Origin of the sequence: Duganella sp. FT27W (assembly GCF_009295655.1) — a bacterium.
GTDB classification, from domain to species: Bacteria; Pseudomonadota; Gammaproteobacteria; order Burkholderiales; family Burkholderiaceae_D; genus Rugamonas; species Rugamonas zoogloeoides.
Window position 1 is genome coordinate 223,223 of the sequence record NZ_WHIV01000002.1, and the last position, 13,024, is coordinate 236,246.

At 64.7% G+C, this 13,024-nt stretch carries 11 protein-coding genes; 4 read left to right on the top strand and 7 right to left on the bottom strand.

Going from position 1 to position 13,024, the window contains the following annotated elements; all coding sequences use genetic code 11:
* Nucleotides 1-343: 343 nt before the first annotated feature.
* Genes F8197_RS07235 through tsaB form a run of 3 tightly spaced genes read right to left on the bottom strand, consistent with a single transcriptional unit; the run spans nt 344 to nt 2,627 of the window.
* Nucleotides 344-1,420, bottom strand: a complete 1,077-nt coding sequence (locus F8197_RS07235) for a uracil-DNA glycosylase (RefSeq protein ID WP_152881342.1) — start codon at nt 1,418-1,420, stop codon at nt 344-346.
* Nucleotides 1,417-1,887, bottom strand: coding sequence for a ribosomal protein S18-alanine N-acetyltransferase (gene rimI, locus F8197_RS07240; protein ID WP_152881344.1), 471 nt, complete (start codon nt 1,885-1,887; stop codon nt 1,417-1,419). Before rimI ends, F8197_RS07235 begins: the two co-directional genes overlap by 4 nt.
* Entirely contained in the window at nt 1,884-2,627 is a 744-nt protein-coding gene (gene tsaB, locus F8197_RS07245; protein ID WP_152881346.1) for a tRNA (adenosine(37)-N6)-threonylcarbamoyltransferase complex dimerization subunit type 1 TsaB, read from the bottom strand. Before tsaB ends, rimI begins: the two co-directional genes overlap by 4 nt.
* 89 nt (nt 2,628-2,716) lie before the next feature.
* Between tsaB and F8197_RS07250 the strand changes: the two genes are divergently transcribed.
* A complete protein-coding gene (locus tag F8197_RS07250; RefSeq protein ID WP_152881347.1) occupies nt 2,717-3,145 on the top strand; it encodes a thioredoxin family protein in 429 nt (142 codons plus the stop codon).
* On the opposite strand, the gene F8197_RS07255 is transcribed toward F8197_RS07250, so the two are convergent.
* Together F8197_RS07255 and F8197_RS07260 are read right to left on the bottom strand one after the other, a co-directional pair.
* Nucleotides 3,142-5,427, bottom strand: a complete 2,286-nt coding sequence (locus F8197_RS07255) for a molybdopterin cofactor-binding domain-containing protein (RefSeq protein ID WP_152881348.1) — start codon at nt 5,425-5,427, stop codon at nt 3,142-3,144. The genes F8197_RS07250 and F8197_RS07255 overlap by 4 nt on opposite strands.
* Nucleotides 5,420-8,542: an EAL domain-containing protein gene (locus F8197_RS07260; RefSeq protein ID WP_152881349.1), complete on the bottom strand. Its 3,123-nt coding sequence runs from the start codon at nt 8,540-8,542 to the stop codon at nt 5,420-5,422. Before F8197_RS07260 ends, F8197_RS07255 begins: the two co-directional genes overlap by 8 nt.
* A gap of 198 nt (nt 8,543-8,740) precedes the next feature.
* Between F8197_RS07260 and F8197_RS07265 the strand changes: the two genes are divergently transcribed.
* Nucleotides 8,741-9,250 carry a DUF1993 family protein gene (locus tag F8197_RS07265; protein WP_152881350.1) on the top strand — a complete coding sequence of 170 codons (510 nt, stop codon included), beginning with the start codon at nt 8,741-8,743 and terminating at the stop codon, nt 9,248-9,250.
* Nucleotides 9,251-9,266: 16 nt separating this feature from the next.
* Here F8197_RS07265 and F8197_RS07270 read toward each other — a convergent pair whose 3' ends face one another.
* The gene (locus F8197_RS07270; RefSeq protein WP_019922104.1) at nt 9,267-9,470 is read right to left on the bottom strand and encodes a DUF1289 domain-containing protein; all 204 of its coding nucleotides are present in this window, start codon (nt 9,468-9,470) and stop codon (nt 9,267-9,269) included.
* Nucleotides 9,467-10,033 carry a DUF1415 domain-containing protein gene (locus tag F8197_RS07275; protein ID WP_152881351.1) on the bottom strand — a complete coding sequence of 189 codons (567 nt, stop codon included), beginning with the start codon at nt 10,031-10,033 and terminating at the stop codon, nt 9,467-9,469. The genes F8197_RS07270 and F8197_RS07275 overlap by 4 nt, the downstream gene beginning before the upstream one ends.
* Before the next feature lie 229 nt (nt 10,034-10,262).
* Here F8197_RS07275 and F8197_RS07280 point away from each other — a divergent pair, with 229 nt between their 5' ends.
* Nucleotides 10,263-11,672, top strand: coding sequence for a transglycosylase SLT domain-containing protein (locus F8197_RS07280; RefSeq protein ID WP_152881352.1), 1,410 nt, complete (start codon nt 10,263-10,265; stop codon nt 11,670-11,672).
* A 199-nt stretch (nt 11,673-11,871) separates the two neighbouring features.
* Nucleotides 11,872-12,663, top strand: a complete 792-nt coding sequence (gene fabI, locus F8197_RS07285; RefSeq protein WP_056138617.1) for an enoyl-ACP reductase FabI — start codon at nt 11,872-11,874, stop codon at nt 12,661-12,663.
* Nucleotides 12,664-13,024: the final 361 nt, after the last annotated feature.

The following is a 13,024-nucleotide window of genomic DNA, read 5'->3' on the forward strand; positions in this document are numbered from 1 at the left end:
ATACGGATCCGAACTGGCGCAGGCTGCCGTCGCGCGCCCTGGCCTGACTGGAGCGCCGCCTTCAGTCGCTAACGCTGGGCCGACCGGAGCGTCGATGCAGCCTTCAATCGATATCACCGGGCTGGCCTGAGCGCTGGCGCGGTCCTCGGTTGTCATTCCAGAGCTGCCCGGATCCGGGGCACAGCCCTCAGTCGTTATCCCGGAGTTGGTCGAAGTGCTGGCACAGCCTTCAATCGTTATCCCAGATTTGGCCGAAGCGATGGCACAGCCATCAGTCGTTATCCCCGAATTGGCGCGACCTCCAGCCATTATCGCTGGGCTGGCGGTTGCGCTGGCGCGGTCCTCAGTCACGTGCGGTCCTGGCCAGGCACAGGTCGCCCCAGGCTTTGGCCTTGTCTTCGGGTCGTGCCAGCAGGTCGTCCGGGTGGTAGGTGGCCACCACTGGCAGGTCGCCGTAGCGCATTACCTTGCCGCGTGCAGCCGGGCCCATCATCAGGCCCCTGGCGGCGAACTGGCCGAAGGTCATCGCCATGGTGGCGCCGGTCAGCGCCAGTTCGCGGTCGAGGTATGGGCGGCAGGCGGTCAGTTCGTCGGCGGTCGGATTGCGCTGGGCGCCGTCGTCCGTCGCTGGCCGGCATTTGACCAGGTGGGTGACATACACATCGGCCTCGGGCTTGAGCGCGATGGCCTTGAACATATTGTCCAGCAACTGGCCGGCGTCGCCCGCCAGCGGGCGGATCTCGGTTTCATCGAGCGCAGAGGGGCCGGTGGCGATCGCCAGCCAGGCCGCCTGTTCGGGACCACGGCCATTGACGGCGTTGCGGCGCGTGGCGGCGAGCGGGCAGCGGGTGCAGTTCGAGACGGACGATTGCAAAGCAGGCCAGTCCATGGCAGCGATGGCCTCGTCGGTGACTGGTTGCACCGGTTGGGTTGGACGCGGGCGCGGCGGTGGCGGCGTGGCGGCCGGCACATCGTCGAACCAGGCGGTCGATTCGTCGTCGGACGCGACCACGGGCGACGTGGCCGGATGCCGTGCTGGCAACGGGGCCGGAGCCGGGGCCGAACCCGATACCTGCTCAGACGCCGGAGCTTGCACAGACGCCGGCACTTGTGCTGGTGTGTGCCCATGTACCGGGCTTGAACTGCGCGCAGGCGAATGTGCGGCAGCGGCGGCATCTGGCACGGCGTGTGCTGGCGCGGCGACCGTCGCAGCAGGTAACGGCGGTCGCACTGGCGCGGTTGGCGCACCCGGCGTCACCGCCACGGGCGCGTCCATGCCCTCGTCCGCAGCGGCCACACCGGCAGCAACCGCGTCGGCACCATCGCCCGTCGCGAACGCCGCCCCGGCATGCCGCAGCGTCCACAGCGCGCCAACGCCCATTTCCTGCAGAAACACTGCATTGCGGGGAGAGACGCTCATAAGTCGAACCGCATCACGATGGCGTCCTCGCGTAACTGGTTCGCTGCCGGGTAATAACCCTTGCGGCGACCGATCTGTTTGAATCCGTAGCGCTCGTAAATCGCCAGCGCGCGCGTGTTGGACGGCCGCACTTCCAGCAGCACCGATTCCATGCCGAGCCCGCGTGCGCAGGCCACCGACTGGTTCAGCAGCAGGTGGCCGAGGCCCTGCCCCTGCCGGTCGGCCGTCACTGCCACGTTGAGCAGGTGCGCTTCATCGACCATGGGCATCAACAGGAAATAGCCGAGCAGCACGCCGCCGTGGTCGCGCAGCACCCAGGCGTGGTAGCCGCTGGCGAGCGAATCGGCAAAATTGGCCATGCTCCACGGGTGCGGATAGACGCTTTGCTCGAGCGCCAGCACCTCGTCCAGGTCGGTGCGCTGCATCGGCTCATATACCAGCCGCGCCAGGTCCCACGTCTGCTTCATGCGCCACCCGCCGCTTTGGCAGCGTTGATGTCGCGCCGCTCGGCCTGGGTGTAGGCAACCTTGTTACGCAGGTACAGCGGTTGCGCTTCGGCCGCCGTCACGGTGCGGCCGGCAGCCAGCGCCAAACTGGCCAGTTGGGCGATCTGCTCGGCATGCGGCATGATTTCCGCAACATTAGCCGGGGAGCCATCGGCCACACCGGCAAACGCGTCGGCATACGCCGACAAGCCATTGCCGCAAAAGACGGGCGCACCCTGCGCCTGCACCGCGCCCGGCGCCGACAGGACGGCCGGCTGCACCACCTGCGGCTCGGCCAGCACGGCACCGCCAGCGAAACGATATTGTGCCCAGTACACCTCACCCATGCGGGCGTCGAGTACGGCCAGCACGTCGGTGGCGCCCTGGCGCTGGTGACAGGCCAGAGCCATGGCGTCGAGCGTAACCACCGGCACGACCGGCAGGTTGGCGCCAAAGGCCAGGCCCTGGGCCACGCCGCAGGCGGTACGCACGCCGGTAAACGAGCCGGGGCCGGAACCGAAGGCAACCGCGTTGCAGTCCTTGAGGGTGATGCCGGCTTCGGCCAGCAGCTCCTGGATCATCGGCAAGACCGACTGGGAATGGGTGCGCACGCCAGAGGACGCGCGGCTGATCACGGTGTCGCCACGCAACAGGGCAACCGAGGCCGCCTCGGACGAAGTTTCGACGGCAATAATGACGGGATGAGCAGAAATTGTAGGCATCCCGCATTTTAACCCGGCACGGCGGCCGGCGCGACCCTGCGTCGGGATGTAAAATACCGGTTTGGACCGCCGAGAACGCCGCCAACACCATGTACAGCATTACCCTCAATTCCGATAACCGCGAGCAAGTAGCCGCCGCGCTGGCCGGCGACCGCTGGATCGTCGCCTGCCTGTGCGCCGCCTGGTGCGGCACCTGCGACAGTTATCAGGCCAGTTTCGAGAGCGTGGCCGCGCGCCACCCCGATAAACTGTTCCTGTGGATCGACATCGAAGACCATGCCGACGTCGTTGGCGACCTCGACGTGGAAAACTTCCCCACCCTGCTGATCCAGCACCACGAACTGGTGGCCTTCTTCGGTACCATGCTGCCCGATCCGGCGCTGGCGCACCGGCTGGTGCAGGCGCAAACCGACATCTCCGATGCCGAGATGGCGGAAATGGTCCTCAACAGCGAGGAGCGCGCGCGCTGGCAACGCGAATGCAATCTGCGCGCGCTGCTGCGCAACGCCCTCGGCTAAATTGATAGCGTCAACGGCAAGCTGCGCAAGCGCTTGCCCGTCAACTTGAACACGGCGTTGGCCACGGCCGGCGCCACCGGCGGCACGGCCGGCTCGCCCATCCCTTCCGGGTGCGCGGCACTGGCCATAATGATGGTGTCCACCACCGGCGCCTGGTTCAGCCGCACCACCGGGTAATCGTGGAAGTTGGACTGTTCCACCTTGCCGTCCTTGATGGTCACCGCGCCGGACAGCGCCGCCGACAGTCCGAACACCACGCCCGATTCCGCCTGCTGGGCGATGAGGTTGGGATTGACCGCCAGGCCACAGTCGATCGCGCACACCACGCGGTGCACGCGGATCTCCGAGCCCTCCACCGATACCTGCGCCACCTGCGCCACGATGGTGCCGAACGACTGGTGCAGCGCCACGCCGTGCGCGCGGCCCTCGGGCGCGACGCCGGCACGCGCCACCGCTGCATCGAGCACCGCCAGGTGGCGCGGGTGACGCGCCAGCAGCGCGCGGCGGAACGCCACCTCGTCGCGGCCGGCGGCGTGCGCCAGTTCGTCGATGAAGCTCTCCTTGAAAAACGCGTTGTGCGAATGGCCCACCGAGCGCCAGTAACCGAGCGGCACGGCGCTGTCCACGATCACGTGGCGGATGCGCTGGTTGGGCAGTTCATAGGGCATGTCGAACGCGCCTTCGGCCGTGGTCTTGTCCGGCCCCGCCGCCGGCAGCCCGAGGTTGCGCTTGAAGAACTGGTGCGACACCGAACCGCTGGCCGATTTGCAGTCGAAACCGAGCACGTGGCCCACGCCGTCGAGCGTGGCGGAAAACCGCGCCAGCGCTGCCGGGCGATAGACGTCGTGGCCGGTATCGTCCTCGCGCGACCAGATGGTTTGCACCGGCACGCCATCCATCACGCGGGCAATCGCCACCGCCTGCGCCACCATGTCCACGTCCAGCCGGCGGCCGAAGCCGCCGCCCAGCAAGGTCACCTCCAGCGTCACCGCATCGACCGAAACGCCGGCCGCCTGCGCTGCCGCCTTCACCGCGAAACCGGGCGCCTGCGTGGGCACCCACAGGTGCACTTTGCCATCCTTGACATTTACCTGCGCAGTGCAGTTGATGGGCTCCATGGCCGCATGCGCGAGGTACGGCGCGCGGTACTCGGCGCCGATGGTCGTGGCCACGTTGCTCCCCTTGCCCTCGACGATATCCATCTCGCCGGCCTGGTGATAGGCGTGGCCCGCTTCCCGGTCCAGGCTGGCGGCAAAGCCGGCAAACACCGCCTCGCTCGACAGCCCGGCATGAGCGCCGTCGCGCCAGGTGATCACCAGCGCCAGCGCGGCCTGCTTGGCCTGCCACCAGCTGCGCGCCACCACGGCCACCCCGGCGCCGGCGCCGGCCAGGTGCGCGATGGCGCCGGAAAAATCGACCACCCGCAGCACGCCCGGCATCTTCAACGCAGCCGACGAATCGACCGAGGCAACCACGCCGCCGATTACGGGCGCCATGCGCACCGCCGCATACACCATGCCGGGCGGGCGCACGTCGATGCCGAAGACCGCGCTGCCATCGACTTTCGACGGCGTGTCGCGGCGCGGCTGCGCGTGGCCGATCAGCGTGAAATCCTTGGATGACTTGAGGCGCACCGCGCCTGGCTGCGACGTGGCGGCGGCAGCGGCCAGCGCGCCGTAGGCCAGCTTGCGCCCGTCCGCGTGCAGCACGTGACCGTTCCTAGTGCGGCAATCGGCAACCTGCGCGCGCCACTGGCTGGCGGCAGCGGCCACCAGCATGGCGCGCGCGGCGGCGCCGGCTTCGCGCATCGGCAGCCATGCATCCTTGACGCTGGACGAGCCGCCGGTAATCACGATGCCCAGCTCGCGCGCAACCTTGCCCACGATCCAGCGCGTGCCCGCCTGGAGCGCGCCATCGTCATCGGGGTGGAACGGCAGGCCGTCCTGCAGCATGGCGATATTGCCGAAGATGGCGTCCAGCGGCGCCTGCACCAGCCGCACCGAGGCCAGCGGCACGTCCATTTCTTCGGCCACCAGCATCGGCAGCGCAGTGTGCACGCCTTGCCCCATCTCGCAGCGCGGCATGGCGATGGTGACGCTGCCGTCCGGTGCCAGCGCCACCCAGCCGTTGAGCGCCACGGCGCCATCGGTCAGCGGCAGCGGATTTGACGCATGCAGGCGCTGGCGCGCGGGCAGCACGCCCCACCCCACCACCAATGCTCCCACGGCGGCGCCGGCGGATACTGCGCCGAACAGGAAACGTCGTCGGGAAAGTTCAGACATGCCAGCGCGCCAGCACGTCGTCGGGGCTCAGCGGCTTGCCATACAAATAGCCCTGCGCCAGGCGGCAGCCGTGGCGCAGCAGGAAGGTTGCCTGCTCCTTGGTCTCCACGCCTTCGGCAATCACCGACAGGTTCATGCTCTTGCCGAGCTGGATGATGGCGATCGCGATCGCCTCGTCGTTGGCGTCGGTGGAGATATCCTTGATGAACGAGCGGTCGATCTTGAGCGTTTGCACCGGCAACTGCTTCAGGTACGCCAGCGACGAATAGCCCGTGCCGAAATCGTCGATCGCCAGCGCCACGCCGATCGCGTGCAGGTCGTTGATGAACACCATGGCGTCGCCGGTATTCATGATCACCGATTCCGTCACTTCCAGCTGCAGGCGCTGCGGCGCCAGCCCGGTATCGGCCAGGATGTCGGCCACCAGGTTGACGATGCCGCCGCGCTCGAACTGGCGCGCAGACAGGTTGACCGCCATCTTGGGCACATGCAGCCCAGCTTCCTGCCAGCGGTTCATCTGCCGGCACGCCTCGTGCAGCACCCATTCGCCCAGCTGGTTGATGAAGCCCGTGTCTTCGGCCAGTGGGATGAAACGCACCGGCGGCACCAGTCCCAGCTCCGGGTGATTCCAGCGCACCAGCGCTTCCACGCCGATCAGGCGGCCGGTGTCGATTTCCACCTGCGGCTGATAGGTCAGGAAGATCTCGTTCTTTTCGATCGAGCGGCGCAGATAGGTTTCCAGGCGCAGGCGCTCCACGCCCTCGCCCGTCATCGACGGCATATAGAAGCTGTAGCCGTTGCGCCCGCGCGCCTTGGCCTGGTACATGGCCACGTCGGCATTGCGGATCAGCATATTGAGGTCGCTGGCGTCGTCGGGGAACAGGCTGATGCCCACGCTGCACGTGACAAACAATTCGTGGCCCGCCACCTGGAACGGCTGGTCGAACATCTGCACCAGCTTTTCGGCCACATGCGCCGGGCCGTAATGGCTGCCCACGTTTTCCAGCAGGACGATGAATTCGTCGCCGCCCAGGCGCGCCAGCGTATCGCCCTCGCGCAGGCGCTCGAGCAGCGCGCGCGCGACCTGCTTGAGCAGCTCGTCGCCGATATGGTGGCCCAGCGTGTCGTTGACGTTTTTAAACCGATCGAGGTCGATGAACAGCAGCGCCAGCTGTTCGCCGTCGCGGGTGGCGCGCTGCAAGGCATGCTGCAGGCGGTCGTTGAACAGCAGCCGGTTGGGCAGCGCGGTGAGCGGATCGTGGTGCGCCAGGTGGTCGAGCTTGTCCTGCGACTCCTTGGCGCGGGTGATGTCGCTGAACACGCCCACGTGGTGCGTGGCCCGGCCACGGCTGTCGCGTACCGCGCTGACCGTGAGCCATTCGAGATAGACGTCGCCGTTCTTGCGGCGGTTCCACAATTCTCCCTGCCAGAAGCCGGTGTCCACCTGCTCGCGCCACAACTCGTCGTAGAAGCTTTGTTCGTGGCGTCCCGAGCGCGTGAGCATGTAGTCGCGGCCGATTGCCTCGGCCGCCGTGTAGCCGGTGATCTGGGTGAAGGCCGGGTTGACGGTGACGATGGTACCTTGTGCATCGAGCACCACCACGCCGTCGGCAATGTGTTCGATCACGGTGGCCGACAGGCGCAGTTTTTCCTCGGCCTCCTTGCGCTCGGTGATGTCGGCGTACACCCAGATGCTGCCCTCGTTGGCGCGCCGGTGGTCGAGCGCATAGCCGCTCACCATGCACCAGAACGAGCTGCCGTCCTGGCGCAGGTAATGGCGCTCTTCGTTGAAGTAGTTGCCCTCGGACAGAGACGGATACTGGCGCGCGCCGGCCGACTCGAAATCGAACGACGTCGGGAACAGGATCGCTGTCGAGGAACCGACCATGGCGCCGGGCGCATAGCCGAACAGTTCCTCGCAGCGGCGGTTGACCGAGACGATGTGGCGGTTCCGCACGAACATCACGCCGAACATCACGTTGTCGAGGATGGCGCTTTGCTCGGCCAGCAGCGCCTCGATGCGCATCTCATTGTGTTTGCGCTCGCTGATGTCGGCCATGATGCCGTCCACCCACAGCGGGTTGTGGCCGTCGCCCGCTTGCGGCTGGCCGTTTTCCGCCAGCCAGCGCTCGGTGCCGCGGGCATCGATGATGCGGTACTCGATCTGGTACGGCTTGCCGCTGGCAAGCGCGTTCGCCACCGTGCGGCGGTGGCGCTTGCGGTCGTCGGGCGCGATCAGGTTGGTCCAGCTGTCGGTAGTGCCGCGCATGAACTGCCTGGCCGGGTAGCCGGAAATTTCCTCGATGGCGTCGGAGACGAATTCGATCGGTCCGTCGGGCCGGTAGCGGAACACCGCGCCCGGCACCTGGGTGACGATGGTGCGGAAGCGCTCCTCGCGCTGACCGATATCCTCGAACAGGTGCTTGATCGCCACCCGCATCTGTTCCAGCTGCAGCGACAGGCGGCCCAGCTCGTCGCGGCCGCGCACGGTGAGCTGGGTATCGAAATCGCCGCGCGCCAGGCGGTCGGAAAAGCCGGTGAGCTTGCGCAGCGGCCGGATCAGGCGGGCATTCAGGAACAGCACGATCAGCACCAGCGAGACCATCAATTGGGCGGCCAGCACCAGCACGTACGACCATTGTTTTTCACGCAAGTCCTGCTGGCTGCGGGCGTCGTCCATCTCGACCGTGATGCGGCCGATGCGCTCGCCGCGCACGGTGATTTCGCGCTCGGCGCGGTAGATATTGCTGGTGGGCTTGCGCGGGGAATCGACATGCATGAACTGGGTGTCGGCCTGGCCCACCACTTCCACCCGCACCACCGATTTGTCGCGCATGACCGATTCGACCAGCGAATGGGCCGATTCGGCATTCATATTCCACAGCGACTCCTGCATGCCCAGCGCCAGGATGTCGGCATTGCGTTGCAGCGACTCGTTGAGGGCGATGCGCGCCGATTCCTTCTCGTGCACGCCGATCAGCACGTAGCTGCCGATGGCGGCCGGCACCACCAGGCCGCCGAACACGACTGCCAGCAGCGCGCCATAGATCGACGAACGCGGCAAACCACGCAAAGCCCCGAGCCGGACACGCAAGCGTTCGATGGCCTTACCCATGCACGGACAGACAAGGTAGCGGTATCGAGTGGCGCAAGAGGAAAGGGTTGGGCATCGTCGGAAATGTCACGGTGAGCGTTGCAAAATATTACCTTTCAGAATTATGCACGCAAACCGGCGTCAAAAAACGGTCATGCAAGCAAAAATCGTGACGACAGGCTAATATCGCGGCTCCCTGTCAACATATGGAAAGCTCCAATGACCACTTTTTCGATCTACTCCGCCTCGATTCCAGCATTCAAGCAGATCCTCAACAGCCTGCATAACATCCTGGGCAAGGCCGAAGCGCACATCGCCGACAAGAAGATCGACCCGAACGCCCTGCTGCAATACCGCCTGTTCCCGGACATGCTGCCCTTCACCCGCCAGGTGCAGATCGCCTGCGATTTCGCCAAGGGCGCAGCCGCCCGCCTGGGTGGCCTGGACGTGCCATCGTACGACGACAAGGAAGTGACGTTCGCGGAGCTCAAGGAGCGTATCCAGAAAACCCTGGCCTACATCGACAGCGTGCCGCAGGACGCCATCGAAGGCAGCGAAACGCGTGCGATTACCACCGGCAGCGGCGAGAAAACCAAGCACTTCACCGGCCAGACGTACCTGTTCCACTACGCGCTGCCGCACTTCTACTTCCACGCCACCACCGCGTACGACATCCTGCGCCATAACGGTGTTGAGGTGGGCAAGAAGGATTACATCGGTACTTATTGATACTGGCGATACCGGTTTATTTGTTCCGGCGCGGGTAGCCCTGCGCCAGGATGCGTTGCCAGACCAGCTCTTTCTGCTCGGCCGTCATCGATACCCAGTGCGCTACCTCGACCACGGTGCGCCCGCATCCGCGACAGACGTCATCGAACGTGGTCGAGCACACGGCCACGCACGGCGTGTCCGGGCGTTCGGGCAGGTCGTCGTTGCTGCCTGCGCTCATGCCTTGTCAGCCATCAGCTTGTCCCAGCCATCGTGGCCCAGGGCGCGGATGGTGTCCATGTTCTTCTCGAAAATCTCTGACGCTTCCGGGAACGCTTCCACCGCGCGGTCGATGCTCTCTTCGCGCAGCAGGTGCAAGGTGGGATACGGCGTGCGGTTGGTGTAGTTCTCGATGTCGTTCTTGTCGGTGTCGGCGAACTGGTAGTCCGGGTGGAAGCTGGCCACCTGCAGGATGCCGTCGAGGTCCATGTCTTCCAGCGCGGCATCGGCCACGTCGAGAAACTCGTTGTAGTCCTCGAAGTCTTTCAGCACATGCGGGTGGATGATCAGCGTGGTGTCGAGCTTTTCCGGATCGGCTTCGGCCAGGTGCTCGAGCTCTTCCATCAGTTTTTCCAGCAGCGCCTCCGGCGTGGTCGCCTCGCTCACCACGTAGCGCACCTGTTTCTTGATGTGGACTGCCTTGGCAAACGGACACAGGTTCAGGCCAATCACGGCCTTTTCCAGCCAGTGAACGGTGTCGGCAACGACAGCGTCGTGATCGAGGGCGGGTGCAGAGGTACTCATGATGCGATTCCTTGTTTCAAACTATGCAAAGACGCGATTGTACGCACTCTTGGCGACGACCGATACTTCATGCATTCTGCCGCGATCGCATCCTTATCTACCGGCAACTATTCCATATAATGAAGTCACGTGATTGACATAATCCTTGACGCGCATCGGCGAGCTTCGTACACTCCACGTTTATTTCATGGTCCACTCGATGTTGGTTCAACAACAGCAATGGAAAACTATGCAAGCACGCAACCGTAACAACTGTCACTCCGCAGCGGCCCTGGCCGCGTTCCTGGCCCTGCTGGCGCCGTTTGCCAGCCATGCCCTCGAACACGACCTCGACGACGCTCACGTTCTGACACCGATTACCGCAGCATCGCTCAGCACCCTGCCTTCCCTGCCGAAAACCTCCATCTCCGACATTGCCGTCTCGCTCAAGGCCAGCAAGCCTGCCCGCGCCGACGACGAGTACCACGAAAAAGATCTCTGGGGCCGCATCCGCAGCGGCTACGCGATCCCCGACCTGAACAGCGAACTGGTCACCCGCCACACCACCTGGCTCAGCACCCGCCCCGACCACATCGCCAGCACCAGCGCGCGCGCTTCGCTGTACCTGTTCTACGTGGTGAGCGAACTGGAAAAGCGCGGCATGCCGACCGAGCTGGCGCTGCTGCCGTTTATCGAATCGGGCTTCAACCCGCAAGCGCTGTCGCGCGCCAACGCTGCCGGCATGTGGCAGTTCGTGCCGGGCACCGGCCGCGACTTCAACCTCAAGCAGGATGCGTTCAAGGACGAGCGCCGTGGCGTGATGGAATCGACCGACGCCGCCCTCACCTACCTGCAGCGCTTGAATGACATGTTCGGCGACTGGCAACTGGCGCTGGCCGCGTACAACTGGGGCGAAGGCTCGGTGCAGCGCGCCGTGGCCCGCAACCGTGCCGCCGGCAAGCCCACCGATTTCGAGAGCCTGTCGCCGCTGATGCCCACCGAGACGCGCGAATACGTGCCCAAGCTGCAAGCGATGAAGAACATCATCGGCAACCCGAGCCAGTACCGGGTGAGCCTGCCCATCATCGACAACACGCCCTACTTCACGGCCGTGGACAAGACCAGCGATATCGACATGACCATCGCTGCCCAGCTGGCAGAGCTGTCGATCGACGAATTCAAGGCCCTGAACCCGCAATTCAAGCGCCCGGTGATCACCGGCGACGAGCAGACCAAGATCCTGCTGCCCAAGGAAAATGCCGACAAGTTCCACCTGAACCTGGCGCAGTGGGGCAAGGAATTGTCCACCTGGACCGTGCACAAGATTACCAGCGCCAAAGAAAACATCAGCTCGCTGGCTTCGCGCTTCCACACCACACCGGATGTGATCCGCCAGGCCAACAACCTGCCGCAGCGTTCGCTGCTCAAGGCCGGCTCCACCATCCTGGTGCCGAAAATCGCCACCGGCACTTACACCGATATCGCGCCCGAAGTGGCCGACAACGCCACCGTGGCCTTCGAGACCGAGCGCACCGTGAGCAAGTCGGGCTACAAGCGCGCCGGCGCCAATGCGGGCAGCAAGTCCGGCCCGGTGTCGCTGGTCAAGGCGCGCGTCTCGCGCGACTCGATCAAAACCAAGAACCGCAAAAAAAGCAATTAATTCACGCCAACCGATGTGGCAGGCCGCGCGCCGGTGCGCGGCCTGTGAAGAATTCTTGCAGTCGCGGCAGACACGCCCTACAATCTCGGACTTGCGTGTCCGGCAATAGCCAACCACACAGTACAAAACAACCCCCCACTGCCGTCGCCCTGCCAGCTCACTGAGCCAGCACGGGGGCGCAGTCGCAATTGGAGTCATTATGGCGTTCCTGCAAGGCAAAAAAATCCTCATCACTGGTTTGCTGTCGAACCGTTCCATCGCTTACGGTATCGCCAAGGCTTGCCACCGCGAAGGCGCCGAACTGGCATTCACCTACGTTGGTGAACGTTTTAAAGACCGCATCACCGAATTCGCCGCCGAATTCGACAGCAAGCTGGTGTTCGACTGCGACGTCGGCAGCGACGAGCAAATCGACGCGCTGTTCGCCGACCTGGGCAAAAGCTGGTCGCACCTGGACGGCCTGGTCCACGCCATCGGCTTCGCCCCGCGCGAAGCGATCGCCGGCGAATTCCTCGACGGCCTGACCCGCGAGAACTTCCGCGTGGCCCACGATATCTCGGCCTACAGCTTCCCGGCCATGGCCAAGGCCGCGCTGCCGTTGCTCAAAGAAGGTTCGTCGCTGCTGACCTTGTCGTACCTGGGCGCCATCCGCGCCATCCCGTACTACAACACCATGGGCCTGGCCAAGGCCTCGCTGGAAGCGTCGGTACGCTACCTGGCCGAGAACCTGGGCAAAAAGGGTATTCGCGCCAACGGCATTTCGGCCGGCCCGATCAAGACCCTGGCCGCTTCGGGCATCAAGGACTTCGGCAAGCTGCTCGGCTTTGCCTCGTCGCACGCGCCGCTGCGCCGCAACGTCACCATCGACGAAGTGGGCAATACCGCCGCCTTCATGCTGTCGGACCTGGCCTCGGGCATCACCGGCGAGATTACCTACGTTGACGGCGGCTTCTCGCACGTGATGGGCCTGAACGCGGAAGATTACCTGTAATCTTGCTCTAAAGACTGTCCGCAGCAACGGCCGGGGGCGCTTTTCGAAGCGCCCCCGGCCTCGTTTATACTGTGCACCTGTACAGACCGCCCTAACTGCTGTATAGTCCTGTTTGTGCGCTGCAATGAGCGCGTCGCAAATCAAGCAGCGGCGCCGATTGTTCAGCCAGGATTTATTAGCAGCTACGCAGCCCTTGCGCATCATCCTGATGTCGCTAAAGCCCTCCCGCCTCTGGTGTCGCACCTGACACCGTCCCGGCGCAAAGCTTTTGTGCCGAAATTTCTTTCGATTTTGATTGAGTCATTTCGTTTTGGTAGGCGTTGCTATTTCGCGTTCCGTTTCAGCGTGAACGCAGATTTTT

Excerpts from the sequence above, each read along its gene's own strand:
- F8197_RS07235 (WP_152881342.1), bottom strand. The coding sequence starts at position 1,420 with ATGAGCGTCTCTCCCCGCAATGCAGTGTTTCTGCAGGAAATGGGCGTT.
- rimI (WP_152881344.1), bottom strand. The coding sequence starts at position 1,887 with ATGAAGCAGACGTGGGACCTGGCGCGGCTGGTATATGAGCCGATGCAG.
- tsaB (WP_152881346.1), bottom strand. The coding sequence starts at position 2,627 with ATGCCTACAATTTCTGCTCATCCCGTCATTATTGCCGTCGAAACTTCG.
- F8197_RS07250 (WP_152881347.1), top strand. The coding sequence starts at position 2,717 with ATGTACAGCATTACCCTCAATTCCGATAACCGCGAGCAAGTAGCCGCC.
- F8197_RS07255 (WP_152881348.1), bottom strand. The coding sequence starts at position 5,427 with ATGTCTGAACTTTCCCGACGACGTTTCCTGTTCGGCGCAGTATCCGCC.
- F8197_RS07260 (WP_152881349.1), bottom strand. The coding sequence starts at position 8,542 with ATGGGTAAGGCCATCGAACGCTTGCGTGTCCGGCTCGGGGCTTTGCGT.
- F8197_RS07265 (WP_152881350.1), top strand. The coding sequence starts at position 8,741 with ATGACCACTTTTTCGATCTACTCCGCCTCGATTCCAGCATTCAAGCAG.
- F8197_RS07270 (WP_019922104.1), bottom strand. The coding sequence starts at position 9,470 with ATGAGCGCAGGCAGCAACGACGACCTGCCCGAACGCCCGGACACGCCG.
- F8197_RS07275 (WP_152881351.1), bottom strand. The coding sequence starts at position 10,033 with ATGAGTACCTCTGCACCCGCCCTCGATCACGACGCTGTCGTTGCCGAC.
- F8197_RS07280 (WP_152881352.1), top strand. The coding sequence starts at position 10,263 with ATGCAAGCACGCAACCGTAACAACTGTCACTCCGCAGCGGCCCTGGCC.
- fabI (WP_056138617.1), top strand. The coding sequence starts at position 11,872 with ATGGCGTTCCTGCAAGGCAAAAAAATCCTCATCACTGGTTTGCTGTCG.